The following is a 26,716-nucleotide window of genomic DNA, read 5'->3' on the forward strand; positions in this document are numbered from 1 at the left end:
CCGGCCCGCGACGCGCGGGCCGGACTCCCCAACCCCTCAAGGAGAACCCATCATGCCCATGTCCCACTACGCCGTCAGGAACACGCCCGCACCGGATCAGGTGGGGCTCGACGTGACGCCCGCCAACACCACGCTCGTCATCGCCGAGTTCCGTCTCACTGCGGCACGGGCCGACATGAAGGACCTGGTGGACACGGCGCTCGTGCTCGACAGGCTGGAGCAGGTCATCCCGGCGATGCGCCGCCAGGTCGAGGCCGACATCGCCGCGCGCAAACAGGCCGAGCAGCAGCGCATCACCGCCGCCGCCCAATCCGGTCCTCCGGTGCAGGAGGTCGCCACTCTGCCGCCATTCCAGCCCGCGCAACCCGTCCAGCAGTTGCAGCCGGAGCGCGTCCGGCCGTACCTCGAACAGGCCCCCGCTCCGGCCGGGCAGGGCATGCAGCCGCCTGCGCCCGACGCTGGGGACACCACCGTCTTCGCCAGACCGCTCCAGCACCAGCCGCAACAGCCTGCGGAGACCCGGTGATCTTCCGGACGTTCCAGGCGCATCACGGCATCCTCGTGACTTGCGCCTGGGACGCCACCCACCAAACCTTCTACACCCGAGGCACCTCCCCGCACGGCCGCAAGCTGTGGGAGGACGCCAGCGGCATGCCCACCCTGCTGCTGCTGCGGGCGGCGCTGCTCGGCCACCGCATCGCCCTCCCAGGCCGGGAGGCCGAACACCTGCTCCATGACCGCAAGACCGCCAATCATTCCGCTAGCAGAACAGCTAGCGGGTACCGAAACGGATGCCCATGACACCCCGCCCATCCGACCAGGTGGAGAACCTGGTCGACCCGGACATCACTCCGGCCATCGCCTCCCACGTCCTGTTCCACTTCCACCGGGGCGGCGTTCCCGGACCGCTGTTCTTCCGGCGGCTGCTGCTGGCCATCGAGGTGGCCAACGCCGATCAGCGCGCCGCCATCGCCCTCTCCTTCCCCGGCTGGGTGAAGGCGTTCGAGATAGCTGCCGACCGCCACGGCGGCAGCTCCTCCCGGCTGGTGCGCCTTTCCAGGATGGAAGGCCGTCGATGAGCCGCCGCATCGGCGACGCGGTCGCCCTCGTGCTCGTGATGGGGGGATTGGCCGCCCTGGCGGTGGCCGGTCTGGTCGTTGCCGCCCTGCTCGTGAAGGGCCTGTCCCACCTGCTGCACGGCTGGTGGGCGGCCATCCCGCCGATGAGCTTCGGCACGGCCGCGGGGGTCGTGGTCCTGCTCGTCCTGCTGGTCAACGTGCTGACCTGGCTGAACTTCGCGGGAGGCAGCAAGTGAACACCGTCATCTACCTGCTCGCGATGGCGGCCAAGGGTTACGAGTTCGCGGCGCGTGTCCTACTGATCGCGATCGGCTGGGCCATCCTATGGGGGCACGTCCAGCTCCTCGTCATGCTCGCGTGGGGACTGTGATGGCGATCTCCACGACCGGCGAGGCCCAGGCCGTCAACCAGTTGGCCCGCCTCATCTTCGGCCTGCCCCTGAACGGCATCCCCGTCCCCGACAGCGATACGGCGTGCGAGGCGCTCGCTTTGCTGGCCGACTCCGCGTACCGCAAGTACGGCGCCGGTATCGACGGTAAGCAGGTGCGGGACCTGTGGCCGCGTGCGCGCGGCTGTTCCTGCAACCGGGACTCGGTCGAGTGCAACCACGAGGCGGCTCGCAGCCGGGGCGAGGCGACGATCGCCCGCCTGCGGGACGGCATCGAGGACGTGGCGATCCGGTCGCTACGTCACTGCGAGGACCAGTACGGCCACGACGACCAGGCCCGCCTCAACCTGCGGGCGCTGCTCGACGACACCGCGCCCAACGAGACGGAGCGCACCGTGATCCCCGCCTACGTGCTGGGCGGCGGAGACCTGACCGCGCTCGGGTTCGTCCTGGGCGACCCGGTCGACGACGACCCGCTGATGCAGCACGCCACCCTCCCCACCGGGTGGCAGTGGCGCCCGCCCAAGCACCCCGGGTGGGTCTTCATCGACGACCAGCACGGGCGGCCCCGCATCCGGATCTTCAACGAGCAGAAAGCGGACGGCAGGCGACGGGCATCTACCACGATCCTCAACGTCGCCATCTACATCCGGGAGTGCGTGACCGCAGGCCAGGTGCCCACCCTCGACGAGGTGTGGGCCACCCGCGACGAGGTGCTCGCCGCTCTGGAACGGCTCCGCTTCTACGAGCAGGACGCCGTGACCATCTGGGGCGACCGCCCCACGCCGAGCACGGAGCCGATCGTGCAGCAGGCGCGGGCGAACCTCGCCCGCATCGCGGAGATACGCGCGGCACTCGACACCGCGCCGGCCGCGAAGGAACGGCCGCTGTGACGACGAGCCGGTACGTGCTGCCGAACCCGGCGGGCTCCCCGGCCGACGCGATGACCACGGCCGGGTGGGATCCACGGTTCGCCACGTTCTGGGCGCAGAGCTACGTCGGTGATGAGCAGACCGTCTTCCGGTACGGCATCAGCCCCCGGGAGATCCCGACGCTGGAGGAGCTCGCCGAACTCCTGCGCACGCACGGCGTCACCATTCCGCCCGAGATCGCCCGCGAGCTCGGCCGCGACATGTGGAGTGAGGGCAGCCTGTGAGCCGCGTCCTCGTGCAACTGGTGTTCGCGTTCTGCATGCTGTCCGGCGCGGTCGGCCTGATCGGCGGCGTGTGGCGGATGAGCCGTAGGCCGCGCATCACTCCCGGCGGCGACCCCGTGTCACGCGGCCGGGGGCCGCGCGTCCTGGCCGCCGTGATCGTCGTCGTCTTCGTCGCCGAGCTGGCCGCCGTCTGGGCCAGCTGGCCCACCACCTGAACCGAAGGAACTCCCTCATGAATGCTCTCAGGAAAGGCACGGCGGTCTTCTCCATCGCTGTTCTGCTCACCGCCGCCTGCACGGCAGCGCCCGAGCAGGGACAGGTTACGCACCGCCGCTACCAGCCGCCTCGCGTCTGGACGTCGACGAGCTGCGCGGCGTGGAAGACGACCACGTACGGCACCGGCAAGAACCGGCGCACCACCCGCACGTGCGTGGCCCGCTACACCAACAGCCACCGCAGCCTGCCGGAGTGGTACCTGACCATCCGCAACGGCGAGCACGAGGGCGAGCGGGTCGTCGACCAGGCCGCGTGGCGTAACTGCCCCGAGCGTTCGGTATATGACGCGTGCGCGACGGGAGGCACGTGGTGAACGGCCTCATCTGGATAGTCGGCTACCCGATCTTCCTGATCATCGGCATGGCCATCGGCTACCTGGTCGTCATCCGGCCCGCTGGACGGGCGATCGAGCGGGCCATGGACGCTGCCGCGCAGACGGAGAAGAAGCTCCTCGACGCCAGAGTCAATCATCGCGTGGCCCAGGCCGCGGCCGACGCCTACGGCGACGCTCTGAAAGACATCCTGGACCTGGCCGACTGGTCCGCCGGCCTGCCCGACTCCGTCGCCATCGCGCGGGTGGCAGAGGTCATCCCCGTAGCCCACCAGGTTCTGGAAACCGGCTCCTACCCGGGACGGTTGCGCGCCACCCAGGACGCGCTGGAGCAGGCAGAGCGCGAGATTCAAGACCTGCAGGTGGAGAACGTCCGCGTCGCCGAGTTGGCGGTTGCCCCTCAATGACCCTCCACACCACTGTGTCCGTCTCGGCCTGGCTGCTCGTGTGGCTGCCGGCCGGGATGGGCGTGGCCGGAGCCACGGTCGGCCTGCTGCTCGGCTGGTGGGCGCGCGGAAAGGATCAGCGTTGATCGCCGTCTACGTGGTCGTCGGCGTGTTCGCTCTGATCGGCGTGCTCGTCACCGCGATTGTCCTGCTCGTCTTGGCCAGCACCGTCCTCGACCTGCGCCGCGACCGGTGCCGCGTCGAGTTCGACCGGCTCGCTGACCCCACCCCTGCCCCGGACCTCGACGACCCGTCCCTCGGCGGGCTCGTCATCGAGGTCCCCACCCGCCTAAGGAGGCAACAGTGACATCACCCCCGTTGATCACGATCGTCGTGTACGGCACGCCCGGTTCGCAGGGCTCGAAGAGGCCAGTCGGCAACAACCGGATGGTCGAGCAGACCAAGACCGTCAAGCCGTGGCGGCAGGACGTGCGCCAGGCCGCCATGGACGAGATCGACCGCCGCATCGCCGCCGGCGAGGGGTTCGAGCGGCTGGACGGCCCGATCGTCGCCGAGATGGTGTTCACGATGGGCGACAAGCCGTCCGCCCGTCCGACCTGGTGGCCGTCCGGCGTCCGCTGGTCGAAGACCTTGTGGTGGCGTCCCGCCAGCGCGCCCGATGTCTCGAAGATCCTGCGCAGTACGGAAGACGCTCTCACGCAGGCTGGGGTGTGGAGGGATGACGCCCGCGTCACCGAGTACCGGCGGCTGGCCAAGGTGTACATCGGCCAGCCGGGCGAACCGGACGCGCTGCGCGTCCCGGGCGCCGTGATCCGGTTGTGGTCAGGGCTGGAGGTGTCCGAGTGATCCGGCTGATCGCGCTCATCGTCGTCATCGCGGCGATGCTCGCCGCTGCCTGGTACGTCTTCCAGGCAGACCAGGGAATGGGCGTGCTGATCCTCGCGGTCGGCGTCCTCATCGTCACGCCCGCCTTCTACAAGATCATGGACGGCGACAAGCCGGACCCTGAGCAGCGGGCGAAGGACGGCGAGGAGTGACCGGGGCGTCGCCGCCGTCCAGGCCGTGCGGCTACGGTCCCGGCCCGTGCGGCCAGACGCCCACCCGGCTCTACCTCTTCGGACGGCGGTGCGCCAAGCACGCGCCGCCCCCTCCACCACCGGGCTACTGCGCGCCGCTGCGCTGCTACTGCCCCGACAACGAAGGACGCCGATGTTCATCCCCGAGTACGAGCGCCCCGAGCGCAAGCGCGGACAGCGACGCCACAAGCGCGCCCGCCTCCAGCTCCCCATCACCCGCGTCACTGACGCCTCCGGCAACACCCTCTGCGTCATCGAAGGGTGGGGCGTCGACGCCGACGACATCGCCGCTGCGCGCGCTCTCCACCGCGGCGGCCTGCCCAGGGGGCTCGACCCTAGCCCCGACGCGGCATGAGCTGTCCATCTGCGGTAACTGCAAGAAACCGATCCTGTGGACCATCACCGAGGCCGGGCGCCCGTTCGCGGTCGACCCGAAGCCGGACACGGAAGGCAACACGGTGTGCATCCGCGACGGGCTCGGCGTGTGGAGGTCGCGCCGGCCGACCGCCGACCGGCCGAAGGCGCTGTTCGAGCAGATCTTCTATCCGCACGCTGGCAGCTGCACGAAGGGTGTGCCGGAGAAGCTGCCGGACAACGTGAGTCGGCTCGAAGACGCTCGCCGGAAACGGCGCGGCCTCCCACCGAAGAACCGCCCGTGAGGGCCCGGCACCGGTGAGGTGTCGGGCCCTCACCCGATCAACCCCTCAACGCCAGCGTCCTCGACGCTGGCCAGATGCGAAAAGGACTCTGATGAACCGGACTATGCCTGAGCGGTATCGACCCGCCGATCCCTCGTACGTGCTGTATCAGCGATCCCACTACCGGGAGATCTATCTACGCCGCTGGCGGAAAGGAGACCCCGACGTGTGTATTCAGGCAGCAAAGGCCCGCAACGTGCCGTGCGGCCCGCCCATCTCGATGGCGCTCACCGTCAAGACCAGCCGGTACACCTCACACCGCAGCGAACTGCGGCGCGCCGTGTGCGCCATCCACCTGCCCGGCTTTGCCGGGGCCGGAGCGACGAGCATGAACGCGCGACGGGCCGCGACGGAGCGGCTGCTGGCCGACCACGCCGACGTGTATGAGCGGTACCTGCGTGAGGAGATCGCCAAGCGGGTCGCCGAGATCACCGACCACGCCCAGGCCAAGCTGGACGAGCTCCTAGGCGGCGGCTGATGGACAGGCCCACCCTGACAGCCGAACAGAAACGGCGTTTCGAGGAGATCCTGGAAGAGATCCTCGGCGGATACCCCATCGACCGGGGCATTGTCGATCACGTCATGGCGAACTTCGCCGCCGCGATGGACTACTGGTGCGAGCCGGACCTGTTGACGATCGTCTACACCGGGTCGCGGCTGGCGGACCGTCAGAAAGTCCGCAAGGACCTGACCGAGTTGTACGACCGGTACGGCGGCTTCCGCATCCTCATCGGCTACGACCGGGTCAAGGACAAGCCGTCCGGCGGCGACCGGTACGCCTACGAGTGGGCGGCCGCGGTGCCGGATGTGACAGTGGAGCTCCACCCCGCGCCGTGGCACATCCCCGAACTGGCGAGGGCGGCCGGTCCGGCCCGTAACGGCTACATGATCGGTCTCGTACAGGGGAGAGGCGGCCGGTACGGCATGCTCGCGCACCTGTTCGACGGGTCGCCCGGATCTGCGGGGGCCGCCGCGTTCGCCCGGCACGCCGGTATGGCCGTGTGGGGGAGGCCCGCATGAGCCGCAGGAGCGACGTGGAGAAAATGGTCCGCAGCGAGGCCAAGAAACACCGCTTCACGGTGGAGAAGGTCGGCCCTGAGTGGAAGGTCACGAACCCGGCCACCGGCCTGTCGCAGTGCGTGCCGGACAGGGTAGGCGGCGAGGGCCTGCTGAACGCGCGATCGAAGGTGCGTCAGCTCGCCACGCGCACCCCGATGCAGGCGGCCGTCACCGCCGACCCTCCCGGGCAGGAGCAGCAGCAGGGCGCAAACTGGGAGATCAAGGAGCTGATCGCCGCCGCGTACCGGTCCGGTGTGACGTTCGACATCGACCAGGGCCGCCTGCGCATCAACGCCCACATGGACAACCGGTCGTGGGTGGACGTGCTGCGCAGGCGCGAAACTGAGGTGATGACGTTCCTCGTCGGTGAGTTCGCCCGCTACGACCAGCCCGTCCTCGGGTCCGACTCTGAACCTGGGCCCGACCCTGAGCCTGAAACGCCGCAAGGAGCTGATGAGGTAATGCCGCAGATCGGCGACGTCGCCCGCATCGACCGGGGGAGCCACAAGGAGGACCTGGCCGCCGATGCCAAGGCCCTCTACGACCTGTTGCGTGAGGAGGCCACCAACCAGGGCGACGAGAGGGGGACGAACGCCCGCGTCGAGGGGGTGCTGTGGACGGGAACCCTCACGTCGGTGCTGCGCAGCGTCGGCGGCGACTGGGATTCCGTCTATCAGGAGGAAGTGTCCCGGCATCTGCGCGACACTGGGCACATCCGGTGCCAGCGGCGCGGCAACCCGTCGATCTGGTGGATTCGCGACGCCTGGAACGACGGCGGGCTCAGGGAGTCGCGCAGGCCGACGCCTGCGGATGTGCCTGCACGGAAGACGGCGGCGCTGGCGCGGGAGTCGAAGCTGTCACCGCCGACCAGTCCGCCGCCTGCGGACGAGTACTCGCAGCTGATGAAGCTGCTGGAGGCAGGCCGTACGGCGGCCGCCACGATCGAGCGGCTGGAGAGCGAGAACGCCAGTTTGAAGCGCGTGGTCGACGAGAAGCACGCGATGTTTCTGTCGGTGCGGGCGGAGCTGCAGGTCGACATCGATGCGCTGCATGCCGAGAACAGGCAGCTCAGGCAGGACCTGGCGAAGCTGGAGCCGTTCAAGCAGTTCATCAAGGCAGTGAAGGAGACGGACCTGTGAGTCTTCTTGCTAGCGAATCCGCGATCGAGAGTTCGCGGCTGAGGGCCCGGGGTTGCGAAGCGCGTCTTGATGCGCCCGACGGCGGGGCGTGCGGGGACGAGCCGGTGGGCCGGTTCAAGTCGCGTTGCTGGTGCCGGATTGCTCATCGGCGGGTGGCTCTGCTGTGTTCGCGCCATTTGTGGGAAGGCCGCACTGGGCTGGGCGGGTGTGCGGCCTGCTGGAGCGCGGGTTACCCGTGCCAGCGGGCGATCCTGCGCGAGGTGACGTGACCGTGGCGTGCAATGTGCGGAGCTGGGGACCGGCCGGGCCGGAGTGCGGCGGCGAGACGGTGACGCGGCTCGTCATGACGTGCGCTCACCAGCATCTGGAGGCGGACGAGCACTGCGCGGACCATGCCGACATGCTGGCCCATGGGGAGGTGTGGTGTTCGCCGTGCGGGCGCCGCGGCCACATCTGCCGGTCGTGGCCGGTCGCGGAGTACGACCAGGGCGGGAACCGGCGCGACCTGCGGGGGAAGCGGTGACGAGCGGCCTCGGCCTCGACGTCGGTGCCGGGGCCGGCTGTCTCGCCGAGTTCGGGCCCAGCCGGGAGTTGTGCGGCGGCGAGGTGGTGGTGTGGCTCGTCGCGGGGTGCATCCACGAGCATCTGCTGCTTGCCGAGACGTGCCAGTACCACGTCCAGGGGCTGGCCGAGCAGGAGACCTGCTGCGGGCCGTGCGCCGACGTCGGCGAGCACGACTGCCCTGTCGCCGTCCTGGGCGAGTTGGGCGAGGACGGGGAGATGGTGGTTCTGCGTGGATAGGTCCGGGTCGTACCGTGATCAGCGTGACGCCCTTCCCTCAGGGCGCTCCAGTTCGTCGAGCGCGTTGAGGGGGTTGGGTGGCTGGCAAGCCGATCTACTGGACGTGGATCGCCGTGGTGCGGCGGGCCGAGCTGGGGTTCGGGGAGGGCAAGAGGCGGATCAACTCGTCCACTGTGCAGCACGTTGCGATGGTCGCGGCGACGTACGGCAATCCGGACGGGACGCGCGTGCGTCCGTCTGCAGAGCGGCTGGCGCGGGTTACCCGGCTGAACGAGCGGACGGTGCGCTTGTGTCTGGCCCGGCTGCGCGACATCGGCCTGCTCGTGCGGGTCGTACAGGGGTCGTCGCAGGGGCGGCGTGCATTGGCCGACGAGTACCGGCTCGCCATCCCGGACGACCTGCTGGAGCGGGTGGCCATGCTCGACCCGAACGAGCGTGAGTTGACCGTCCCGGCCGGGGTGGAGCCGCCACCGCCGAAGAGGACCAGGAGTCCACGAACACCGGGGGATGCATCCGGTGATGGGCCTGTGGATAACTCCTGATCACAGGATGCAGCATCCGGTGATCTGAGGCGTACCGGCGAGTAATCACCGGATGCTGCTACCGGATCACCGGATGCTGCTACCAAGAACACCGGATGCTGCACCCGCCCACCTACCAAGCACCTCCCCACTACCTACCAATGACGCACATGACCCTCCGTACGGCGCTGAGGAGGAAGAGGGAGAAGCACACCCGCCGAAACCAAGATCGAATTGGGGACAACTCACCCCACAGTCGCTAGCGAAACAGCCAGCAGAAAGGATTCGCCCATGGCCACCGACCCCGACATCGAAGCCACCTGGCAGACCATGCGCGCAGCCGTACGCACCATCCTCCAACCCCACGTCCAAGCCGCGCTCCTTGAGGACGACGTCACAGCGATCGCCGACTGGCTCAACGCCAACGGCTGGAAACCCCCACTCCGCAGAATCGACCCGCTCATCGCCGCCGGCCGCGCCGCCCGCGACCAGGCCGCCCGCAAGGAGCAGCAGTGACCAGCGAGACCACCCCGTCGTGCTGGTGCGCCGACCCCGGCCGCACCGACGACGAGATGTACCAGTGTCCCGCCGGAGACGCAGGCGAAGACTGTCTCGCCCACGACTACCTCGCCACCGGCGGCGCCCTCTCGCTCCGCAGCCTGGGCCGCTACCCGCTGCCGCCCCTCAGCGACTTCGCCAACGCAGCGCGGGCCGCCCAGACGACCCGCCTCGACGAGCTCCGCGTCGATCTATGCGCCCGATTCACCCCAGCGTTCCGACAGCTCGGCGCCGCCCTCCACGGCATCGGCAGCGCCGTCGCCCATCTCCTCAACGCCTGGCACCACCCCACCCCACGCCGGCACCGCGCCTACCTCAAGGAACGCGACAGGCTCGCACGCGACCAGCGCAACACCCGCTGGCCCCACGCCACGCATGCGAAGACCGCCTACCACCGGAGACGCCGATGACCCACTACCCCCAACCCCGCCGCTGGCGAGGCGTCACCCTCACCAACACCTGGATCGATGAAACCCAGCACCTCACCGACACCGACTGGCGACGCCTCACCCACCGCCTCACCCGCGCAGTACGCCGCACCCCCTGGCACCGAGCCACCCACCTCAAGACCCGCTACCACCAGCGCCGCCGCTAACCCAAGGACCCCGCCATGAGTGCCGTCCCCGCCATCACCCTCATCTGCAACCACGACGCCTGCACCACCCACGCCGTCCTCATCGGAGCCATCGAACCCGCCGAGGCCCGCCGCGAAGCCGCCACCCGAGGCTGGACCAGCCACTACCACCACAACCACCAGCACGAGCACGAACACTCCCAGCCGCCCAGGCCCGCAAAGACGAAACGCACCCTCCGCGAACGAGCCCGCCACCTCACCCACCAGCTCGGCGCACCTCCACCGCTGCCCGTGCTCAGCGCCTGCCCCCGTCGCTGACTGGTTTGTGCTCGTAAGTCCGATTCGTAGCTGACGCTAGCGAAACTGCAAGCGTGAAATCATCCCCTGAACCCCCTGAACGCGTCTGTAGACCACCACGGAGACGCGAACAGGGGGTTTCTGGTGTCATCCCATCAAGAGCAAGATCAAAAGCTCACAGCGTCGACCATAGCACTTCAAGATCCACACCCACCCCAAGCGCTATTAGACACACCATCCAAAAACACCTAATAGACACCAAGTCCAACAACGCCGATCCACAACCCTGCGTAAGTGGTTACTTACTCGGCTGGCTCGGGCTTCCGAATGTAAGTGGTCACTTACGTAAGTGTTTGCTGACTGCGTCGCTGTGATCATTGCTGCGACGCGATGCGAGCACGGATCACCTGGAGTCAGAGGGGGCGCCTCCCATGCGTTCAGGCGCGCTCCCAGCGCCCCCCCGGGGGACACGCGGGGGAGGATTCGGGAGTGCGCTACTCCCCGGGACACGCGTTACCGATCTCGGTGCATGCTCTGATCAGGGGAAACGCACAGTTATCACTCCGTTATGAATGAGTCGGTAACGCATCTTCTACGTGTCTCGATTCCTAGACGTGAGACTCAACACGCGACACAAGATCAGCGCGACGGTGGCCACGGTCGCCGGTGCGCTGGCTCTCTGTGTCCTCACAGCACCCGCGTCCAACGCGGGCATGTCCCCCGTAGGCGGGGGACCTGTCACATCCGAGCCCGTGCCCAGCACGGTCACCCACACGGAGGTAATCACCACAACTCAACTGGTCACCGTCACGGCCACCGCAACGGCTACGGCCACCGCTACGGCCACGACTACGCAAACCGCCACGGCCACGGCCACGCAGACCGCCACGGCGACCGTCACGGCCACGCCCGCAGTGTCATTGCAAACCGTCATGACAACGATCACAGCGCAGCCGCAGCCAACGGCCGCGCCCGTGGTCCCGCCGACGTTGCCTGCCGCATCGTCCACCCGTTTGGAGGAGTCGCGAGAGCCGATCGTTCTTCCGACTCCTGACAACAGCGGGCCCATGGCAAGCGCTCTCGACTCGCTAGCGAGTCAGCTAGCGAATCAATCGTCGGTCGTAGCAGCTAACACGGGCATCCCCGCCCAGGTGGCGGTTGCCGGTGGCGGTGCTGGACTGCTGGCAGTCGGCATCGGCGGAGCCGTGATCGTGATCCTTCGCCGCGCACGGAAGGCGAACAAGCAGCGCCGGAAGCACGCCGCCCCTAGCGAGTCGCCGCAGACCAGCGGCGAGCCGCAGTCCAAGGAACCGGCTATCGCGCCCGGCGACAAGGAACCGGCCATCGCGCCTGACGACAAGGAAACGGCCATCGTCCCCGGCGACGAAGAACTGTCCGTAATCGTCACCGACTAATAACCAACCAGGGCACGCCCGCAACGGGCGGGCGTGCCCCCTCTCAAGAGGAGAAACAAGTGGAATTCAAGCTCTCGCCGACCGCCATCCTTGACCGCATCCTCGCCGCGATCGACGCCGACCCCCGCCAGAGCGGCTCCGGCGGCTCGTGGGACCGTGACGTCCGCCGCGCCGGACTGCCCGTGATCGCGTCGCACGTGATCGCTGGCACGTTCGTGCTCGCCAAGGGGCAGCCGGAGTACGCCGACGACATGATCGCCTGCCCCGACGGGATCGAGGCTGACGTGATCGACAAGCGCGACGGCAACAAGCCGAAGATCTTCCGCTCGACCATCGGCAAGTTGGCGCTCGGCGGACTCAAGGATGACGACCCGCTGGCGCAGACGCCCGCGCCGACCGTAGAGAAGCTGCGCACCATGCGCGCCGAGATCCAGCGGCAGGAAGAGCTCATGGACCTCCGCAAGCGCGTCGCAGACCTGGACATGATCAACGCCGACCTACAGAACGAGAACACCCGGCTGGCGGAGGAGCTGAGCGCGGTCCGTACCGAGCTCAACAACGTCAAGGCCGCGAACCCCAGCCCCAAGCCTGCCTCCAAGACTCCGGCTAAACCCGCTAGCGGAACCGCCAGCAAGTAATCCCAACGCCGCGCCCCCGCACCCCAGGGGGCGCGGCTCTACCCGAACGAAGGAACCATGATCGATCACAACAAGATTGCCGAGTACACGGTCGCCGCGCGCGACGCCCTCAACCGCGTCCTGACTCTGGCGGGTGTCGAAACGCTTGACGTCAAGGTGATCGGCCGCCACGTCGAGATGGATGGACTCGCCCGCCGTAGGGTCAACGCTGCCGTGTTCGGCATGCCGGACGGTATCGCCCGAACGGTAGCCGTCAGCGCCTGGTGCGTGTTTGGCGAAGTGCTTTCCCAGACTGGGCGCGGCGACATGGCGAACGTCAACATCCTGCACGTGCTCGCCTCTGCCCTCATGGATCACGCCCACATGATCGAGGGCGCGACCGCCGCCCAGGTGGTCGAACGCGCCATGAGGCAGAGCCTGTCGAAAGCTCCCAGCCCGCGCAGACACGGCAAACACCGCCACAGCTAACCCGCCCCGCCGCTCGCTGGCAGTTCCCCGCCAGCGAGCGGCACCTACCCGAAAGCGAGCAACCATGGCCGACAAGCGCCCCACCAACGAACTGATCCAAGACGCCGTGCTCATGTTCATGGCGATCATGGCCCGCACCAACGCCCCGTCCCTGGTCATCCCCTGCCCGATCGTGGGCGACACGGAAGACCTGGTAGTGCCGCCCCGCAGCAACGCCGCCGACGAAGTGGTCCGCGCCTACGCCGACCACGCGCCCGCATGGATCGGCGCGCCAGTGAGCCGCGCCATCATCGCCATAGATGAACTGTCCTACGTGACCGTGAGCCGCGCGGAGTCGGCGAAGGGCACGCCGATGCGTCAAGCGTGCCGACAGGAGATCCGCCGCTTGCTCGGCGTCCTCCGCCAGATCACGGATGACCTGGCGGAAGCCACGCGGATCAACTAGCCATGCGAACCGAGCGCCGCACGCCAACCAGGCGTGCGGCGCTTCCGTTTGCCCCGCCCCCACCCCCCGGCCGCCGACCGCGCGGGCGCCTGCACTTGGCGTCGGTTTTTGGGTCATGCTGGTGGTGTGTGGGTGGATCTTGAGACGGCTGCGGGCCGGTGTGGGGTGTCGGTGGGGTCGGTTCGGCGGTGGGTGGGGGAGGGGTGGTTTCCGCCTGATGGCCGTGGTCCGACGACACGGTTGGATGCGGGTGGTCGGCGGGTGGTGCGCGTCGATCAGCTGTTGCGGGTGGAGCGTGAGGTGCGGGCACGGCGGTGCAATCGGGGTGCGCGGCCGGATGGTAGAGCTTATTGGGGGCGTGAGGAGTGACTTACTTCGTCCCCGCATGCGGGGCGATTTGACAGTTCGGAACCCACCCCACCATGCTCACCTCGTTTTTTTTATTTGGCGTCGGGCTCGTCGGTGGACGCGGAGCGACGGTGTTGGGCTGCGCGGTGACTGCGGCGAGCAGCGTGGAGCTGGTGCCGAGGGTGATCCGGGCCCAGAGGGGCATGGTGTCGTCGCCGGCGGCGATGGCGGTGCTTGCGCCGATGGCGGCGAGTGTGCGATATGCCCAGGGGCGGAGGCCCATGGTTGTCACTTTAGGGCTGATGCGTGCGTGACGGGGTTGCTTTCGTGGGATCGGTGCGGGCGCGGCATGGTCGGGGCCGCGCCCGCGCGCGCGTTAGCCGAAGAGGGACTGGTATGTGCCGATCGCCAAGTAGGCGGCGACAATCCCTGTGCTGGCGAGTGCGCCGAGGGCAAGGACAAGAGCCCCAAGGAGCCCAACAATCTTGAGGATGTCCTTTAGGGTCTTCTGGCACCGCTTCACGAGAATCACGCCAATCGGTCCACGCGTGCGCCTGTCGTTGGCTCCCCGGTTGCTCTACTCGGCGCGACATGCCCGCGTGGGCTGATCGGTGTGATGTTGTCCCGGAGCTGGAGCCAGTGCCATGCCCCGGTCGTGCCTTACCGTTGTTCTGCTTTTGGCCGCGTAACGGCATCGCTCATTTCTAGTGTGCCTCGCCGGTCGGCGGAGGGGACGCGGTTTGCCAGATCGGAAGGTTGTTCTAGTGGGGTTCTGGGTTGGTTCATGATCGCTAATAACCCCTCATAATCCCGGTTATGGGGGTGTAGAGTGATCGCTGCTACGTCCCCCCAGAGAGAGCGTCTGATTATGAGCGAACCTGACGGTCCGCCCCCACAGGCGAACACGTTCATTCGGCATCCCGCTTCCGGAACTCCTGCACCTAGCGACGACCTTTATGAGGTCGCTGTCCTGGCCGAACACGAGGACGGCACACAAGGCTGGGCCATCGTCTGCTCCTTGCCCGTGCGCCAACCCGCCGAACTCATGGCCAAGGCACATCTCATGCGCGTCGACGTTCAGGTTGAGGCGGTGCAGATCCGACACAGGGGAGTGATCGTTGCTGATTACCGCCCCGAGCACTTCTTCGGAAACGCGCCGTGACAGCCGGGCTAGCCCCGCGACCCGGCAGCGAGGTGGCGTTCCCACCCGGCCTACTCGGCTACGTCCAGGACCTGACGAAGGCGTGGCTGCTCAGCTTCAACTCCAAGAACACTCGGGACGCCTACCGGCGCGACATCGAGATGTGGTTCGCCTTCTGCGCCGCGCACGACCTCGACGTCTTGGAGGTGCGGCGGCCGCACGGCGACGTCTACAAGCGGTGGCTCGACCTGCAGGCCGGCGCGCCGGTCCCCGCGAAGACGCTCGCGCGGAGGCTCGCCACAGTGTCGTCCTGGTACCGCTACCTGGTAGAGGAGGACGCGGCCGAGTTCAACCCGTTCGACCGGGTGAAGCGGCCGAAGGTGGACCGGCAGCACTCCGAGACGGTGGGCCTGACCCGCGCCGAGGCCAGCGACGTACTGCTCGCGGCCGACCACGACCACGGCCGCGAGCGGCTCCGCACGGCGGCGCTGATCCGGCTGCTCATGGAGACCGGCGTCCGCGTCACCGAGGCGCTGACCGCGCAGCTGTCCGATCTCGGGTACGAGCGCGGCCACCGCACAGTGCGGATTGTCGCCAAGGGTGACAAGCCGAAGACTCGGAAGGTTCCGCCGGCGGCGGCGTACGCGATCGACGCGTATCTGGCCGACCGGGCGGAGCGGGTCGGGCTGGCGGTCGAGCAGTTGGAGGGGCCACTGTTCGCGTCCGCCTCGGGGCGGCGGCTGGACCGCAAGGACGTGTACGAGCTGGTGGAGCGCGTCGGCCGTCAGGCCGGGGTCGAGGGCCTGCACCCGCACCAGCTGCGGCACACGTTCGCGACGCTGGCGGAGGAGGCAGGCGTGAGCGTGAAGAAGGTTCAGGAGGCGCTCGGTCACGCACATTCCTCGACCACCGACATCTACCTGACGGCGGCCAGGCGGCTGGAGGACGACCCGTCCGACCTGGTCGCGGCGACTATCGAATAGAGGCCGACATGGCATCCGCACATCGTCAGGCTGCCGAAGAGGCGGCCCACGACAAGGGAGAGGCGGACAGCGAGTCCTGCAAGTCACTACGCCAGACGGCACAGGCCGTGTGCGATGCATGGCGTTCGAACAGCTATCGGAGCCGGCCTATCGCGACGCCGACGGCCAGTGCGGCACCTGCTGCCGCAGCGGCATACCATCGCCTCTTAGGTGATGCGGCCTTTGGGCGAGATATCGGTACTGCGGCTACGCGAGTGGCGTGTGCCAGTTCTTCATCCAAGATCCGAGAAAAGGCGCGGCTGCTGACCTTGGGGTATTCGGATCGGTAGCCCTCGCTATGCTCCATCCACTGTTGCCTGCCCACCTCTCCGGCGAAGAGGCCTGATGCGAGTCGACGGATGGTCGCGTCATCCATCAGTCCGAAGTGGTGCATTGAACGCCACTGCTCGATCCAGAGGTTGGCAAGGATACGAAGCCGGAGGGGCAGGTCGTCCTCCGGGCTACGCCACGGGACTCCCTCGCACTGCACCAGCTTCGGATCATCGATGACAAGCTTTGCAAGCTCCAGTTGCGCCAGGCGCCAGGTCTGCTCGCTCGCAAGGCGGACGCTGCGGGCCTGGATGAGCGTCGATACCACGACGCCGACCAGGGACAACGCTGTTAGCAGCGCGGCGACGGACCCGTACGCTTGCCCGATGTTGCTGAGAAGCACCCAATCGAGCCCGGGGATGTTCTCTGCAAGGATGCTCACGGCAAGAGGTGAAAGAAGCAGCAATGTCCCGCCGAGGAGCGCCCCTGCCAGGACAGAGAGAGTGAGTGTCGTTCGCCGAGCCCTACGCGTCATTGCCCTTGTCTCCCTCCACTGAACCCAGTCGCCTTAATGCTCTCTCCGCGCGCCGTAGATTGGCTGAACATGAGAGGAAGTGGACGTCAGGGTGAGGAAGATCCAGGAGACGCTCGGCCACGCACACTCCTCGATCACCGAAATCTCCCTGGAAGCGTGGGACCGACTGGAGGACGACCCGTCCGACCTGGTCGCCGCGGCGATCGAGTAGGAACGCTCGGCGCAGGAGCAGGCGAGATCATCGAGACCGTCGCGTCTGCAATAGCCTCAGCACCGTCAACGCGCGATCACCGCGCCCCTTGTCCTTCGTTAACACCGCGACAAGGCCGGCCAGCAGGCGAACTACCGCGTCTGGTCCGTACCTGAGCCCCAGCGCTAACGCCACCAGAGATACGGGGAGGGCTCCAAGGGCAGTTGCGAGCATGGTCATGGCGCAGTTCCTTTGGATGCGAAAAGAACGGCGCCTGCGACTCTGAAGGCTTCTCCCTATCGCTCTGGTTTTGCCCGCGTCAGTGCCGTCGCAACCCTCACACAGCAGGCGCACCCTCCACCATGCCACGGCGGGGATCGCCGAGCAGGGCGGCTGGTCGCCCACATCGCGGGTGCTGTCCGAGTACATGCGGGTCGTGGACGAGTAGGCCGACAATGCTACGGCGGGTATCGGGCGGTAGCTCGCGTGGCGTAGGTTCCTGCGAAGTGAACCCCTTTTGAACCCTGTTGCGACTTCGGCTGTACCGCTTAGATAGCGGCAGGGAGACGACAACGGCGATCTTCAAACGGCAACGGTTGGTGAGCGGCGGTTGGCTTTGAGATGAGGTGATCTCGCTGACGGCCTAGGTTGATCTATGGGGCCCAGGCCCGAGTCCGTTGACGGGCTCGAAGCCCTGAGAAGCGGTTGTTCCGTGGCTACGAGGAGCTGCGACTGGTTCCATCGACCGTAAAGGCAACGTGGCCTGCGATTGTCGCTTCAAAGCGACATGATCTTGTAAAGGCGTGCTTTGAAGCGCTCTTTAATATGCGCCGAAAACGCGGCCGACTTGCTATTCGGCGCGCTACGATGGGCATCGGCTTGCTGCTTGACATATCTCGGATACACGGCCGCTCTCGCGAGGCGGTCGGGCAATCCGACCCCGAGCCCCACAGGGGCTGACGCATGAGGGGAGATCATATGTTAGGCGCGAGTTGCTCTGGAGGCATGGACCCGGACGACTGGGCACGGCTGCTGATATTGCTGCAGTCGCTGCTGATGTCGCTGGACCTGCTACTCCGGGCCCGGGGGCTCAGCTAACGCTGTAGCCCCCGGGGCAAGGCGAACGGTCCCGCTCCCTTGGGGTACCAACCTAATGAGCGGGGCCGCTTCGTCTGTTCTCACATCTTAGCAAGGTGCCGCGCAACGCGCCTTACGTAGTCGGATATCACAGGCTTTTTGTCGGCCGTGATTATGTTCCCATATTTAAGCATCGCCATATCGCCGGAGCTTTCGGTGAAGTCTTAGAATCTACGCTCTGGGATAAGCCGATAAGTTCGCCGGAAAGATATTGGAGATCTTCGAGACTGGCACTACGGATGTGAAGCAGCCAAGCCGCCGGCAACAAGCCTTCTGCCGGAGACGTCGGCCGACGCTTCCGCGTATCTCCTGGTCAGCGAGTCGCGTGTAGGGCTTGCCATGGCTTGACAACCGCGTGTACCCTCATGATCAGCCTGGGATTCGTATACGTACGCGAGGTTTCTTCCCGCGCGCACGGTTCGGGCGACGCGCTGAGAGCGTCTCTCCCGCGCGAACGCGACGCCCCCCATACCTCGGGACCCCCCGAAACGATCACGTCTCAGATTCTTGATCGCGAGCTAGGCCCTGGACACTCCCCAGTCCGGAGCCTTTCGCACACCCTTTGACCAGCGCCGGAGCGGTTACTTCGCCGACGACATGTGGCACTAGTACTTGCGGCAGTCGTGCTTGGCGAGAGTCAGGGTCATCCCAGCGACCTGGTTGGTCTTGTAGGACACGTAGAAGAGGTAGAGCGCCTTCTTGTTGCCCGGCACGCTGGCGGTGGGATAGCCGCCCGGACCACGCCGCAGGTCGGGGTAGGCAGCCTTCAACTGCGCCCTGGTCGAGCCGATGCCGATGCCTCGGGGTGTCTTGAGGCCAGAGGGTGCGACGATCATGGTCATGCCGTACTTCTTCGAGATGTACATCCCCACCCGGTAGTTGGGGTACGAGTTCTCCTTCAGGTCCCAGCCCGTGCATCCGGCATGGTCCCCCACCGATTTGCGGACGATTCTCCCGGTCGCCTTCGCCTTCGCGGCGCTCATACCGAGCTTCAGGCTGCCGTACCCGAACGGTCCCAGCGTCGCCTTCTGGGCTGCGAACGCGGCGGGCGCGACGGCGGTGGGCAGGACACCTCCCGCCAGCGCCACCACCAGCGCCGAGCGGCCGATCCATTGGGCGTTCGTGCGGTTCATAGTGCTTTCTCCTTGATCTTTGACTTGATCACTTTAGTGATAGTTCGGATTGTCTGTTGGGAATTCGCGGAGTTGCGGGCAGGCACCGCCGCACTCGGATTACCCCACCGGCGCTGGCCTTCACACAATCGACCCTCTCGGAGATCCCCTCATGTGGTGGCATTCGATCGACTACCTCAAGCGGGACGGCCGCCACCGCGGAGTGCTCGTCCACCGCGGCTTCTGGCTCCACAACCTGCCCCGGCTCATGCTGTGGTGCCGCCTGCGCGGCCACAAGCCGGTGGTCGACGGACACGGTCCGATCGGGCAAGGTCTGCGCGCAGCCCGCTGGGTAACCTGCGACCGATGCGGCGTCCGCCCCGACCCGCAGGGCAACCTGCCCGCGAAGCACTTCGAGCTGGGCCAGCCGTACACCAATGACCTGTACCGGCCGGAGTTTATCCAGGCGATGCGTGAGCTGGGCTCGCGCACGTGGGGGCCTGGCCCTTGGCCGGACCGCCCGGCCGGGACGCTCGGAGGCGAGCTCGTCATCGGCAAGACGTTCGGCGTGTTCTCCGCCGGGATCACCATCGGTGCCGCCGGCGCGGAGCACACCCTGTCCGGACACCTGCGCATCTGGCCGTTCGGTGCGCTGTACCTGCACACCGAAGGGTTCGGCGCTTGGCTGCAACGCCGTCTCATTCCTGAGGGCTACACGTCGCGGGTGATCAAGGTGTCGGTCGACGACTGGGCGATCCGCTGGCAGTGGTGGGCGCGTGAGCACGAGTGGTCACGAGATGACCCGTGGTGGATGCACGGCCGTGTCAGCCTCGACCTGGTCCAGGCGCTGTTCGGGCCGAAACGGTACTCCTACGAGACGGTGGACGGGCCGGTGCTCGGCTGGGTGAAGATGCCCGAAGGCGACACCCACCAGGTACAGCTCACCCTCCAGCGGCAGCGGCTCGGCCGTCCCCGGCTCAAGCGGGCCAAGTGGTCGTGGAACGTGGACTGGGAGACCCCGAACGGCGGCATCCCCACCAAGACGAACGGGCGGAACCGGATCACCGGCTCGGCCGTGAGCGTCCCCGACGAGGCCGTTGAAAGCCGCTCGTGGGACGTGCTCGCCTGCGCGCTCATCGCCCGCAAGCTCGGTGAGGACCGTGCGCGATTCGGGTACGTGCCTTCCCCGTAAACCGCGTTACGGCGCACTGCATGGGCCACCATGGTCCTATGTCCGACGGATCGATTGTGCACCTGACGCTGACCATCTATGGTCCCGATCATCAAGCTTTTGTAGTGAGTGACGTCCCCGTGGACACCCTTGTCGGAGAGGTCGTCCTCTCCGCGATCGGGCAGCCTTCAGGCGCACGGCGAAACCGATACATTATCGACTTTCGAGACGCTGACGGTTCCTATCACCGCCTCGACCCGAGCTCGTCCCTGAAAGACTCCGACGTCACCCCGGAGGGGACGCTCTGGGTATCTCCAGAGTCCACCGCAGGTGGCGGGTTCATAGGCGAAGCCGCGGTCGATCTCGTCAGCTTCATAGCTACTGCAGTCGCCAGCGGCGTAGCAGGTAACGCCGCCTACGACCTGCTCAAGAGCAGGGTTTTAGCTATGAAGGGACAACGAGTCCGCCGCCTTCGCAAACAGGAGGCGATCCAGGTAGCGCGTGCCTGCATCTGCATTCAGCAAGGACTCCCTCGAGAGCAGGTGCGGCTGGTTCAAGCTAGCCGAGGCACTCTACACAAGCGCGAAGGAGAACGACGCGCACGTCGCGCATGGATCTTGGACTTTGAATTCGGCGTGGAGAGGGACACCATTTGGGTATTCCTGGACCGCAGCGAGGTAGGGGCAGAAGCGATCAAGCTCCACAGCTTTCGAATCTGGCTCTCGGGCTTCCCACAGCGAGAAGATCCGCCTTCCGCGTAGGCAGGACGTCCGCCTAGTAGATCGTACTGAGGCTGTTGAGTACAGACCCGAGCAGGAGGATAGCTGTGCGACGGATCGAGCACATGCGACTGCACGAGATCCGCCGCGCCATCCGCAACCCCAAGGAGCACGACCTTCCCGGCATCCGTAAGTCGATCGACGAGTTCGGCTGCGTGATTGCCGGCGAACTGGACGAGCGAACCGGACGGATCGTTGTCGGTCACGGCCGTCTTCAGGTCCTGGAGGAAATGGCCGCCGCCCAGGAGTTCCCGCCCGAGGGCGTCCTGGTCGACGATGACGGCACGTGGCTTCCGCCGATCGTGCGCGGCTGGTCGTCCCGTTCGGACGCGGACGCTGAGGCGTACCTCATCGCGAACAACCGCACCACGGAAAAGGGCGGCTGGGAAGAGCGGATGCTCGCCGAGGTCCTCGCCGACGTCCGCGACGCCAACCCGGACCTGCTGCTCGCTGCCGGTTACACCGATGACGACCTGGCCGACCTCGCCGACGCGATCGCGGGCGAGGACGGCAGCGACCGCGAAGAGGCACTGCCCGACCCGGGCGACGCCGACGAGGACGTACGCCCCGAGGTGTGGGGCATCATCGTCACCTGCGACAACGAGGAAGAGCAGACCCGCCTACTCGAGCGTTTGGCCGACGAGGGATGGCAGGTCCGCGCGCTCATGTAAGTTCGCTACGGAGGATGCGCTTCTCCTGCCTACGATTTGCCCTCATGACATGTCTCATCGCCCTTCGCTGTAGAGGCCAGATCAGTAGCCGAAACTCAGCCTTGCCTAGGGCAGCCCTTCTCCTCTTTGGGAGCCAGGTGACGAGAGTTCGGGTCCCATTCGGCTGGCTCGCCAGTTGAGCCTCGGTGCAGCTCACGAAGACATGCAGCGCCAGCCGATCGGAAAAGCCCTGGGCCGTCGTTCCGCTTTGGCTCGCGAACCGCCAGCATCGCATCATCAGAGCAGCGACAGCGAAGCTTAGTGCGGTGCACAATTTGAGCAGCTTGCCGGGTCGCTCATTGATCAAAGCTGCTAGCTCCTCTGTTCGTGTCGCCCTGAGTTCCGCATCGGGGTAGCGTAGCCGAGCAGACCAGCGCACGAGCATTTGGGCGACCCAAGGGGAGACGTTCCACGCCTCATTAACGACCAGAACTAAGAGCACTCCTAGGATGATCTCGATACCACTCATCAATCATCGCCAGCGAGTCGCTCTTGTGAGCCTGTGCGCTGCGTCTCCGGCAACAACCGCCGAACGCGCTCCTCCATCTCCTGTGAACTACCTTTCACAGGCGCGTCGAGATGCACGTCCCGCGGAAGCCGGATGGCGACTTCAACAGCTTCAGTCTTGCCCTGCCCTGTCGTGCCGCCGATTCGAGCCGCCTTCTTGGTCTTCCTCTTCTTCGCCTTAGCTCTCGGCTGATCCCGCGAGCGACCCGCCATGGCGAGATAGAGTCGCGCCGCCAGACGCAGAATGGTCCAGAAGTCCTGTATCAGGGACTTCAGTCGAACGACCAGAGCACCTGCCGCGAAGGCCACAGCAGTAGCAAGCTTGAGCAACTTGCCAGGACGCTCATTGACGACAGCGGTGAGCTCTTCAGCCCTCATTGCCGCACGTTCACGATCTCGGTACTGCAGGTAGGGCGCCTTTTTGACGAGTTTTCGTGCGAGCCATGGGGAAACATCGCACGCCTCGTTGACGATGAGGCCCAGCAGGACGCCGAGGATGATTTCGATTCCGCTCAACGACCGCCTCCCGACAGGAGAGCGATCATGCGGCCGATCGGGGCGAACCCGAGTGCGGGACGCGGCTTGAGTGCGGCCGGGCGTCGCTTAGCAAGAAGCGCGCGGGCGGCCGGAGCGCCTTCACCTGTCAATCGATAGAAGCGACGGCGGGGGCCTGGCTCGTCCGGACCCAGTTCCTCCCATTCGCCAGAAATCCAGCGGGCGTCTTCAAGCCGGTCGAGCACCTTGTAGACCGTGGGGCCAGCACGTTTTGTCGCTTTCATGATCGCCCAGCCGTAAATCTGCTCGTTGTCGTCGAACGCGGCGATGAGGACTTCGAGCACATCGAGGGTGGGCTGCGTGATCCGTTCAAGACCTACCATGCCGCTATCGTATCTAGGTGAAATAAGGGGTGGGTGGCCTTTCGTCAAACTGCCCCGGAGGAGGTCTGGTGCGCGCTCAGATCACAGTGTCGTCGCCCGTCAAGCGCTCCGCACGCGTCCTCCAGCTCCAGGGCCTGTTCGACGTACCCATCGAGGAGAAGCTGACCAGCTCGTGGTCGGTGGAGCTGCCCATCGAGGACAAGTCGTGGAACGTCGGCCTGCTCGTCGGACCGTCCGGCGCGGGCAAGTCGACGATCGCGCGCGAGCTGTGGCCGGAGGCCCTCGTCGGCGCCCAGGAGTGGACGGACCGGGCGCTCGTCGACGACTTTCCGAAGGGCATGAGCGTCAAGGACGTCGTGGCCTTGCTGGGCGCGGTCGGCCTGAACTCGCCGCCGGCGTGGATGCGGCCCTTCAGCACGTTGTCGAACGGGGAGGCGTTCCGCGCGGGCCTGGCCCGGGCGCTGGCCGACCGTGACGGCTTGGTCGTCATCGACGAGTTCACCTCTGTGGTGGACCGGCAGGTCGCGAAGGTCGCGTCGCACGCGGTGCAGAAAGCGGTACGACGGCGCAACCGGCAGCTCGTGGCTGTGACCTGTCACTATGACGTTCTCGACTGGCTGCAGCCGGACTGGGTGTACGACGTCGCCGCCGCCTCGTTCACCTGGAGGTCGGTTCAACCCCGCCCACCGCTCCGGCTCGACATCCACGACGCCGGCCGCTCCCTCTGGCAGGTGTTTAGCCGCCATCACTATCTGACCGCCGAATTGCATCGCGGCGCGCAATGCTTCGCCGGGTACGTGAATGGCGAATTGGCCGCTTTCACCAGTTACCGCCATTTCCAGCACCCTCGCACGAGGAATCTGAAAATGGCGCACCGCACAGTCGTGCTGCCGGACTATCAGGGGCTGTCGCTCGGCGGCCGGATGACCGAGTGGATGGGCCAGTACCTGTACGAGCGCGGCTACCGGCTGCGCGCCGTGTCCGCCCACCCGGCGCTGAACGCCTACCGCGCCCGCAGCCCCCGCTGGCGGATGCAGCGCAAGGATCACACGCTCGGCACCAGCAGCAAGCACGCCTGGATGCATGAGCAGTCCCTCGACCCCCGGCGGCTCGGAGTGATCTCCTTCGAGTACGTGCCACCCGTCACCCCACAGTCAGTGCGGCCAGCAGCGCCAGCTCAGGGTCCACCTTCTTCCTGAACCGGGGCGCGACCTCGTCAGCCGGCACGTCACGCACCCGAGACAGGCGGACCGCGCCGGCGTCGTGGTCGGCGAACGCGCGCCTCCAATCAGGAGGGGGATCGAACAGGCGGCCCTGCTGGCCCCTAGCCTCCAGCAGTCGCACGACGGGTTGCGGGTCGGACAACTGCCAGTGCTGCGCGTAGGGCCGGGCCCAGGGGGAGTCGCTGGAGCGGGTGATCTCGCCGAGGTGGACGGAGCCGAGGATCACCCCGCGGTGCAGCGGCGCGTCGAGCTCCAGGCCGAGTTCGTCGAGCCGCCGGAACCCGCGCGGGTCGATCTTGATTCCGGCCTGGATGAGAAGTGGTCCCTGGTAGGCCGTCGTCCAACTCCTGTTCTCGACGTCCTTCAGTCCGGCGACGATCAGCGCGGCCCAGGGTTGCTGAATAGTGATCATTTTCATTTCTCGCATTTTCGCAGATTAACCCACAAATCCCGACCGCGAACTGTGTGTGTGGTCACATCGATTCTTTCGGGGGTTCCCCTCATGGGCCGTCCCAATAAAGCGCGTGCGGTCGCCATTGCGGAGCGCCGGACAAAAGCCGTCCAAATGCGGCTGGCTGGCCTACCATACCGGGCCATCGCCGACAAACTCGGCTACTCCTCCCTCGCGGCGGCGTCCAAGGACGTCACGCGGGCCCTGCAGATGGCGTCCAAGGCGCAGCAGGAGTCCAGCGAGGAGCTGTTGCAGATCGAGATCGACCGGCTCGACCGCATGATGGCGTCGCTGTGGACCAAGGCGTGCGGCGGGGACGTGAAAGCGGTCGAGGGTGTCGAGCGGCTCATCGCCCGCCGCTGCGCGCTGCTCGGTTTGGACCTGATCAACCGCAACGGCGCCGAGAACTCCGACGTCGTCAGCCTGCTGGGCAACCTGTTCGCGCAGATCCAGGCCACCAACGGCCAGGTCGCCCTCCCTGCCGCCATCGACATCGAGGACGCCGAGGTGGTGGAGGCTGTCGAGGTGCTGCGGTGACCTCTGCTGTCACCCTGTCGCCGAAGCAGGCGAGGTCCATCGCGGAGGCGTCGGCCCGCATCAACATCTGGTCGGGCGCGGTCCGCAGCGGCAAGACGATCGCGTCGCTGCTGCGGTGGCTGATGTACGTGGCCACCGCTCCGCGCGGCGGCTCCCTGGTCGTGGTCGGGAAGACGAACGACACCATCGCGCGCAATGTGTTCGAGCCGCTCATGGATCCGGCGTTGACCGGCCCGGTCTCGCGGAGGATCTTCTACAACCGGGGCGCGCCGACCGCGAACGTGCTCGGCCGGCGGGTCGAGATCATCTCGGCGAACGACATCCGTGCTGAGTCCCGGCTCAGGGGCATGACCTGCGCCGGGGCGTACGTCGACGAGGCCACCCTGATCCCCGAGACGTTCTGGGACCAGCTTCTCGCCCGGTGCAGCGTTCCCGGCTCGATGATCTTCTGCACGACCAACCCCGACGCGCCCAACCACTGGCTTAGGAAAAGGTTCATCCTCCGCCAGGCCGAACTGGACCTGAACTTCTGGCACTTCGTTCTCGACGACAACCCGTCGCTCGACGCGGCCTACGTGGCCAATTTGAAGGCCGAGTACAGCGGGTTGTGGTACCGGCGCTACGTGCTCGGCGAGTGGTGCATGGCCGAGGGCGCCGTGTACGACATGTTCGACCCTGACCGCGACATCGTGGACACGCTGCCGCTGATGGAGCGTTGGATCGGCGTCGGCGTCGACTACGGCACCGTCAACCCGTTCAACGCCCTCCTCGTCGGCGTGTCCGTGCCCGACAAGCACGGACAGCGGCGCATCTACTTCGCCAGCGAACTGCGCTACGACTCCAAGAGAGAGCGCCGCCAGCTCACCGACGCCGAGTACTCCAAGCGGCTGCAGAGCTGGCTGGAGAACATCCCTGCCAGCCACGGCCCCGGCACGTACGGGGTGCGGCCGGACTGGCTGGTCGTCGACCCGTCCGCCGCGTCGTTCGTGACCCAGCTGTACCACGACGGGTTCGCCCCGATAGCAGGCGACAACTCGGTGCTCGACGGCATCCGCACCGTCTCCAACCTAATCGCCGCCGGGAACCTGAAGGTGCACCGCTCCTGCGAGGGATGGCTGTCGGAGATCGGCAGCTACTCGTGGGACGACAAGAAGGCTGAGAAAGGCGACGACGTGCCCGTCAAACTCGACGACCACGCGCTGGACGCAGGCCGGTACATCCTGCACACCGCACAGGCGGCATGGCTCCCACTGCTGGAACCCGTCCCCGCCTACTGATCGTCTCCTGCCTTCCGACTCCCCGGGCCCTGTCCTCGCCTCTACCGGTCGCACGCCTTCGAGCGAGGACAGGCCCGGGTGCAAGACGGCTCCGCGACGGCA

The 26,716-nt window shown here is 66.7% G+C and carries 47 protein-coding genes; 40 read left to right on the forward strand and 7 right to left on the reverse strand.

Annotated elements, in window-relative coordinates; all coding sequences use genetic code 11:
- Positions 1-52 precede the first annotated feature (52 nt).
- The 26 genes from ABZS69_RS39600 to ABZS69_RS39725 all read left to right on the forward strand — a co-directional run bounded on the left by ABZS69_RS39600 (position 53) and on the right by ABZS69_RS39725 (position 10,381).
- On the forward strand, positions 53-526 hold the full coding sequence (locus ABZS69_RS39600; RefSeq protein WP_355381298.1) for a hypothetical protein: 474 nt from the start codon (positions 53-55) through the stop codon (positions 524-526).
- Positions 523-801: a hypothetical protein gene (locus ABZS69_RS39605; protein ID WP_355381300.1), complete on the forward strand. Its 279-nt coding sequence runs from the start codon at positions 523-525 to the stop codon at positions 799-801. The genes ABZS69_RS39600 and ABZS69_RS39605 overlap by 4 nt, the downstream gene beginning before the upstream one ends.
- Positions 798-1,079, forward strand: coding sequence for a hypothetical protein (locus ABZS69_RS39610; protein WP_355381302.1), 282 nt, complete (start codon positions 798-800; stop codon positions 1,077-1,079). The genes ABZS69_RS39605 and ABZS69_RS39610 overlap by 4 nt, the downstream gene beginning before the upstream one ends.
- A complete protein-coding gene (locus ABZS69_RS39615) occupies positions 1,076-1,315 on the forward strand; it encodes a hypothetical protein (RefSeq protein ID WP_355381304.1) in 240 nt (79 codons plus the stop codon). The genes ABZS69_RS39610 and ABZS69_RS39615 overlap by 4 nt, the downstream gene beginning before the upstream one ends.
- A complete protein-coding gene (locus ABZS69_RS39620) occupies positions 1,312-1,449 on the forward strand; it encodes a hypothetical protein (protein WP_355381306.1) in 138 nt (45 codons plus the stop codon). The genes ABZS69_RS39615 and ABZS69_RS39620 overlap by 4 nt, the downstream gene beginning before the upstream one ends.
- Positions 1,449-2,360 (forward strand): hypothetical protein, encoded by a 912-nt coding sequence (locus ABZS69_RS39625; protein WP_355381308.1) that lies wholly within the window; start codon positions 1,449-1,451, stop codon positions 2,358-2,360. The genes ABZS69_RS39620 and ABZS69_RS39625 overlap by 1 nt, the downstream gene beginning before the upstream one ends.
- Complete coding sequence (locus ABZS69_RS39630) at positions 2,357-2,623, forward strand: hypothetical protein (protein ID WP_355381310.1); 267 nt, start codon at positions 2,357-2,359, stop codon at positions 2,621-2,623. The genes ABZS69_RS39625 and ABZS69_RS39630 overlap by 4 nt, the downstream gene beginning before the upstream one ends.
- Positions 2,620-2,838: a hypothetical protein gene (locus ABZS69_RS39635; protein ID WP_355381312.1), complete on the forward strand. Its 219-nt coding sequence runs from the start codon at positions 2,620-2,622 to the stop codon at positions 2,836-2,838. The genes ABZS69_RS39630 and ABZS69_RS39635 overlap by 4 nt, the downstream gene beginning before the upstream one ends.
- A 17-nt stretch (positions 2,839-2,855) precedes the next feature.
- Positions 2,856-3,212 carry a hypothetical protein gene (locus tag ABZS69_RS39640; RefSeq protein WP_355381314.1) on the forward strand — a complete coding sequence of 119 codons (357 nt, stop codon included), beginning with the start codon at positions 2,856-2,858 and terminating at the stop codon, positions 3,210-3,212.
- A complete protein-coding gene (locus ABZS69_RS39645; RefSeq protein WP_355381316.1) occupies positions 3,209-3,637 on the forward strand; it encodes a hypothetical protein in 429 nt (142 codons plus the stop codon). Before ABZS69_RS39640 ends, ABZS69_RS39645 begins: the two co-directional genes overlap by 4 nt.
- Complete coding sequence (locus ABZS69_RS39650; protein WP_355381318.1) at positions 3,634-3,762, forward strand: hypothetical protein; 129 nt, start codon at positions 3,634-3,636, stop codon at positions 3,760-3,762. The genes ABZS69_RS39645 and ABZS69_RS39650 overlap by 4 nt, the downstream gene beginning before the upstream one ends.
- Complete coding sequence (locus ABZS69_RS39655) at positions 3,759-3,983, forward strand: hypothetical protein (protein ID WP_355381320.1); 225 nt, start codon at positions 3,759-3,761, stop codon at positions 3,981-3,983. The genes ABZS69_RS39650 and ABZS69_RS39655 overlap by 4 nt, the downstream gene beginning before the upstream one ends.
- Positions 3,980-4,483 carry a RusA family crossover junction endodeoxyribonuclease gene (locus ABZS69_RS39660; protein WP_355381322.1) on the forward strand — a complete coding sequence of 168 codons (504 nt, stop codon included), beginning with the start codon at positions 3,980-3,982 and terminating at the stop codon, positions 4,481-4,483. The genes ABZS69_RS39655 and ABZS69_RS39660 overlap by 4 nt, the downstream gene beginning before the upstream one ends.
- Complete coding sequence (locus tag ABZS69_RS39665) at positions 4,480-4,674, forward strand: hypothetical protein (protein WP_355381324.1); 195 nt, start codon at positions 4,480-4,482, stop codon at positions 4,672-4,674. The genes ABZS69_RS39660 and ABZS69_RS39665 overlap by 4 nt, the downstream gene beginning before the upstream one ends.
- A gap of 172 nt (positions 4,675-4,846) precedes the next feature.
- The gene (locus ABZS69_RS39670; protein ID WP_355381326.1) at positions 4,847-5,068 is read left to right on the forward strand and encodes a hypothetical protein; all 222 of its coding nucleotides are present in this window, start codon (positions 4,847-4,849) and stop codon (positions 5,066-5,068) included.
- 103 nt (positions 5,069-5,171) lie between these two features.
- On the forward strand, positions 5,172-5,372 hold the full coding sequence (locus ABZS69_RS39675; RefSeq protein ID WP_355381328.1) for a hypothetical protein: 201 nt from the start codon (positions 5,172-5,174) through the stop codon (positions 5,370-5,372).
- A gap of 103 nt (positions 5,373-5,475) precedes the next feature.
- Positions 5,476-5,889 (forward strand): hypothetical protein, encoded by a 414-nt coding sequence (locus tag ABZS69_RS39680; RefSeq protein ID WP_355381330.1) that lies wholly within the window; start codon positions 5,476-5,478, stop codon positions 5,887-5,889.
- Positions 5,889-6,431: a hypothetical protein gene (locus tag ABZS69_RS39685; protein ID WP_355381332.1), complete on the forward strand. Its 543-nt coding sequence runs from the start codon at positions 5,889-5,891 to the stop codon at positions 6,429-6,431. The genes ABZS69_RS39680 and ABZS69_RS39685 overlap by 1 nt, the downstream gene beginning before the upstream one ends.
- Positions 6,428-7,609 carry a hypothetical protein gene (locus ABZS69_RS39690; protein WP_355381334.1) on the forward strand — a complete coding sequence of 394 codons (1,182 nt, stop codon included), beginning with the start codon at positions 6,428-6,430 and terminating at the stop codon, positions 7,607-7,609. The genes ABZS69_RS39685 and ABZS69_RS39690 overlap by 4 nt, the downstream gene beginning before the upstream one ends.
- A gap of 271 nt (positions 7,610-7,880) precedes the next feature.
- A complete protein-coding gene (locus tag ABZS69_RS39695) occupies positions 7,881-8,132 on the forward strand; it encodes a hypothetical protein (RefSeq protein ID WP_355381336.1) in 252 nt (83 codons plus the stop codon).
- Positions 8,129-8,410 carry a hypothetical protein gene (locus ABZS69_RS39700; protein ID WP_355381338.1) on the forward strand — a complete coding sequence of 94 codons (282 nt, stop codon included), beginning with the start codon at positions 8,129-8,131 and terminating at the stop codon, positions 8,408-8,410. The genes ABZS69_RS39695 and ABZS69_RS39700 overlap by 4 nt, the downstream gene beginning before the upstream one ends.
- Before the next feature lie 77 nt (positions 8,411-8,487).
- Positions 8,488-8,952: a hypothetical protein gene (locus ABZS69_RS39705; protein ID WP_355381340.1), complete on the forward strand. Its 465-nt coding sequence runs from the start codon at positions 8,488-8,490 to the stop codon at positions 8,950-8,952.
- 270 nt (positions 8,953-9,222) lie between these two features.
- A complete protein-coding gene (locus tag ABZS69_RS39710) occupies positions 9,223-9,447 on the forward strand; it encodes a hypothetical protein (protein ID WP_355381342.1) in 225 nt (74 codons plus the stop codon).
- Positions 9,444-9,899, forward strand: coding sequence for a hypothetical protein (locus tag ABZS69_RS39715; RefSeq protein WP_355381344.1), 456 nt, complete (start codon positions 9,444-9,446; stop codon positions 9,897-9,899). The genes ABZS69_RS39710 and ABZS69_RS39715 overlap by 4 nt, the downstream gene beginning before the upstream one ends.
- On the forward strand, positions 9,896-10,084 hold the full coding sequence (locus ABZS69_RS39720; RefSeq protein ID WP_355381346.1) for a hypothetical protein: 189 nt from the start codon (positions 9,896-9,898) through the stop codon (positions 10,082-10,084). Before ABZS69_RS39715 ends, ABZS69_RS39720 begins: the two co-directional genes overlap by 4 nt.
- A 15-nt stretch (positions 10,085-10,099) precedes the next feature.
- A complete protein-coding gene (locus ABZS69_RS39725) occupies positions 10,100-10,381 on the forward strand; it encodes a hypothetical protein (RefSeq protein WP_355381347.1) in 282 nt (93 codons plus the stop codon).
- 772 nt (positions 10,382-11,153) lie between these two features.
- Here the strand turns inward: ABZS69_RS39725 and ABZS69_RS39730 are convergent.
- A complete protein-coding gene (locus tag ABZS69_RS39730) occupies positions 11,154-11,294 on the reverse strand; it encodes a hypothetical protein (RefSeq protein WP_355381349.1) in 141 nt (46 codons plus the stop codon).
- Positions 11,295-11,511: 217 nt separating this feature from the next.
- Between ABZS69_RS39730 and ABZS69_RS39735 the strand changes: the two genes are divergently transcribed.
- The 4 genes from ABZS69_RS39735 to ABZS69_RS39750 all read left to right on the forward strand — a co-directional run bounded on the left by ABZS69_RS39735 (position 11,512) and on the right by ABZS69_RS39750 (position 13,326).
- Positions 11,512-11,775 carry a hypothetical protein gene (locus ABZS69_RS39735; protein WP_355381351.1) on the forward strand — a complete coding sequence of 88 codons (264 nt, stop codon included), beginning with the start codon at positions 11,512-11,514 and terminating at the stop codon, positions 11,773-11,775.
- Positions 11,776-11,834: 59 nt separating this feature from the next.
- Entirely contained in the window at positions 11,835-12,413 is a 579-nt protein-coding gene (locus ABZS69_RS39740) for a hypothetical protein (RefSeq protein ID WP_355381353.1), read from the forward strand.
- A gap of 57 nt (positions 12,414-12,470) precedes the next feature.
- Entirely contained in the window at positions 12,471-12,881 is a 411-nt protein-coding gene (locus tag ABZS69_RS39745) for a hypothetical protein (RefSeq protein ID WP_355381355.1), read from the forward strand.
- 64 nt (positions 12,882-12,945) lie between these two features.
- A complete protein-coding gene (locus ABZS69_RS39750; RefSeq protein ID WP_355381357.1) occupies positions 12,946-13,326 on the forward strand; it encodes a hypothetical protein in 381 nt (126 codons plus the stop codon).
- 370 nt (positions 13,327-13,696) lie between these two features.
- On the opposite strand, the gene ABZS69_RS39755 is transcribed toward ABZS69_RS39750, so the two are convergent.
- Positions 13,697-13,957: a hypothetical protein gene (locus ABZS69_RS39755; RefSeq protein WP_355381359.1), complete on the reverse strand. Its 261-nt coding sequence runs from the start codon at positions 13,955-13,957 to the stop codon at positions 13,697-13,699.
- 585 nt (positions 13,958-14,542) lie between these two features.
- Between ABZS69_RS39755 and ABZS69_RS39760 the strand changes: the two genes are divergently transcribed.
- Both ABZS69_RS39760 and ABZS69_RS39765 read left to right on the forward strand, forming a co-directional pair.
- Complete coding sequence (locus ABZS69_RS39760; RefSeq protein WP_355381361.1) at positions 14,543-14,836, forward strand: hypothetical protein; 294 nt, start codon at positions 14,543-14,545, stop codon at positions 14,834-14,836.
- The gene (locus ABZS69_RS39765) at positions 14,833-15,798 is read left to right on the forward strand and encodes a tyrosine-type recombinase/integrase (protein WP_355381363.1); all 966 of its coding nucleotides are present in this window, start codon (positions 14,833-14,835) and stop codon (positions 15,796-15,798) included. The genes ABZS69_RS39760 and ABZS69_RS39765 overlap by 4 nt, the downstream gene beginning before the upstream one ends.
- 133 nt (positions 15,799-15,931) lie before the next feature.
- On the opposite strand, the gene ABZS69_RS39770 is transcribed toward ABZS69_RS39765, so the two are convergent.
- Positions 15,932-16,549: a DUF6082 family protein gene (locus ABZS69_RS39770; protein ID WP_355381365.1), complete on the reverse strand. Its 618-nt coding sequence runs from the start codon at positions 16,547-16,549 to the stop codon at positions 15,932-15,934.
- Positions 16,550-16,721: 172 nt separating this feature from the next.
- On the opposite strand from ABZS69_RS39770, the gene ABZS69_RS39775 reads away from it, so the two are divergent.
- Together ABZS69_RS39775 and ABZS69_RS39780 are read left to right on the forward strand one after the other, a co-directional pair.
- Positions 16,722-16,853 (forward strand): hypothetical protein, encoded by a 132-nt coding sequence (locus tag ABZS69_RS39775; RefSeq protein ID WP_355381367.1) that lies wholly within the window; start codon positions 16,722-16,724, stop codon positions 16,851-16,853.
- A gap of 289 nt (positions 16,854-17,142) precedes the next feature.
- A complete protein-coding gene (locus ABZS69_RS39780; RefSeq protein WP_355381369.1) occupies positions 17,143-17,280 on the forward strand; it encodes a hypothetical protein in 138 nt (45 codons plus the stop codon).
- A 1,294-nt stretch (positions 17,281-18,574) separates the two neighbouring features.
- On the opposite strand, the gene ABZS69_RS39785 is transcribed toward ABZS69_RS39780, so the two are convergent.
- A complete protein-coding gene (locus tag ABZS69_RS39785) occupies positions 18,575-19,102 on the reverse strand; it encodes a hypothetical protein (protein WP_355381371.1) in 528 nt (175 codons plus the stop codon).
- Positions 19,103-19,253: 151 nt separating this feature from the next.
- Here ABZS69_RS39785 and ABZS69_RS39790 point away from each other — a divergent pair, with 151 nt between their 5' ends.
- The 3 genes from ABZS69_RS39790 (at position 19,254) to ABZS69_RS39800 (ending at position 21,702) form a co-directional block, all read left to right on the forward strand.
- On the forward strand, positions 19,254-20,273 hold the full coding sequence (locus ABZS69_RS39790; RefSeq protein WP_355381372.1) for a hypothetical protein: 1,020 nt from the start codon (positions 19,254-19,256) through the stop codon (positions 20,271-20,273).
- Between the two features lie 38 nt (positions 20,274-20,311).
- On the forward strand, positions 20,312-21,013 hold the full coding sequence (locus ABZS69_RS39795) for a hypothetical protein (protein ID WP_355381374.1): 702 nt from the start codon (positions 20,312-20,314) through the stop codon (positions 21,011-21,013).
- Positions 21,014-21,078: 65 nt separating this feature from the next.
- Positions 21,079-21,702, forward strand: coding sequence for a hypothetical protein (locus tag ABZS69_RS39800; RefSeq protein WP_355381376.1), 624 nt, complete (start codon positions 21,079-21,081; stop codon positions 21,700-21,702).
- 507 nt (positions 21,703-22,209) lie between these two features.
- Here the strand turns inward: ABZS69_RS39800 and ABZS69_RS39805 are convergent.
- Positions 22,210-22,764, reverse strand: a complete 555-nt coding sequence (locus ABZS69_RS39805) for a hypothetical protein (RefSeq protein WP_355381378.1) — start codon at positions 22,762-22,764, stop codon at positions 22,210-22,212.
- The gene (locus ABZS69_RS39810) at positions 22,761-23,126 is read right to left on the reverse strand and encodes a helix-turn-helix transcriptional regulator (RefSeq protein WP_355381380.1); all 366 of its coding nucleotides are present in this window, start codon (positions 23,124-23,126) and stop codon (positions 22,761-22,763) included. Before ABZS69_RS39810 ends, ABZS69_RS39805 begins: the two co-directional genes overlap by 4 nt.
- A 68-nt stretch (positions 23,127-23,194) precedes the next feature.
- On the opposite strand from ABZS69_RS39810, the gene ABZS69_RS39815 reads away from it, so the two are divergent.
- A complete protein-coding gene (locus tag ABZS69_RS39815) occupies positions 23,195-24,325 on the forward strand; it encodes a GNAT family N-acetyltransferase (RefSeq protein ID WP_355381382.1) in 1,131 nt (376 codons plus the stop codon).
- On the opposite strand, the gene ABZS69_RS39820 is transcribed toward ABZS69_RS39815, so the two are convergent.
- Positions 24,270-24,767, reverse strand: coding sequence for a hypothetical protein (locus tag ABZS69_RS39820; protein ID WP_355381384.1), 498 nt, complete (start codon positions 24,765-24,767; stop codon positions 24,270-24,272). The two genes, ABZS69_RS39815 and ABZS69_RS39820, sit on opposite strands and share 56 nt — an antisense overlap.
- A gap of 147 nt (positions 24,768-24,914) precedes the next feature.
- On the opposite strand from ABZS69_RS39820, the gene ABZS69_RS39825 reads away from it, so the two are divergent.
- Complete coding sequence (locus ABZS69_RS39825) at positions 24,915-25,337, forward strand: hypothetical protein (protein ID WP_355381386.1); 423 nt, start codon at positions 24,915-24,917, stop codon at positions 25,335-25,337.
- On the forward strand, positions 25,334-26,614 hold the full coding sequence (locus tag ABZS69_RS39830) for a PBSX family phage terminase large subunit (RefSeq protein ID WP_355381388.1): 1,281 nt from the start codon (positions 25,334-25,336) through the stop codon (positions 26,612-26,614). The genes ABZS69_RS39825 and ABZS69_RS39830 overlap by 4 nt, the downstream gene beginning before the upstream one ends.
- The last annotated feature ends 102 nt before the right edge of the window (positions 26,615-26,716 follow it).

This window comes from Nonomuraea sp. NPDC005650, assembly GCF_040605375.1.
Lineage (GTDB): Bacteria > Actinomycetota > Actinomycetes > Streptosporangiales > Streptosporangiaceae > Nonomuraea.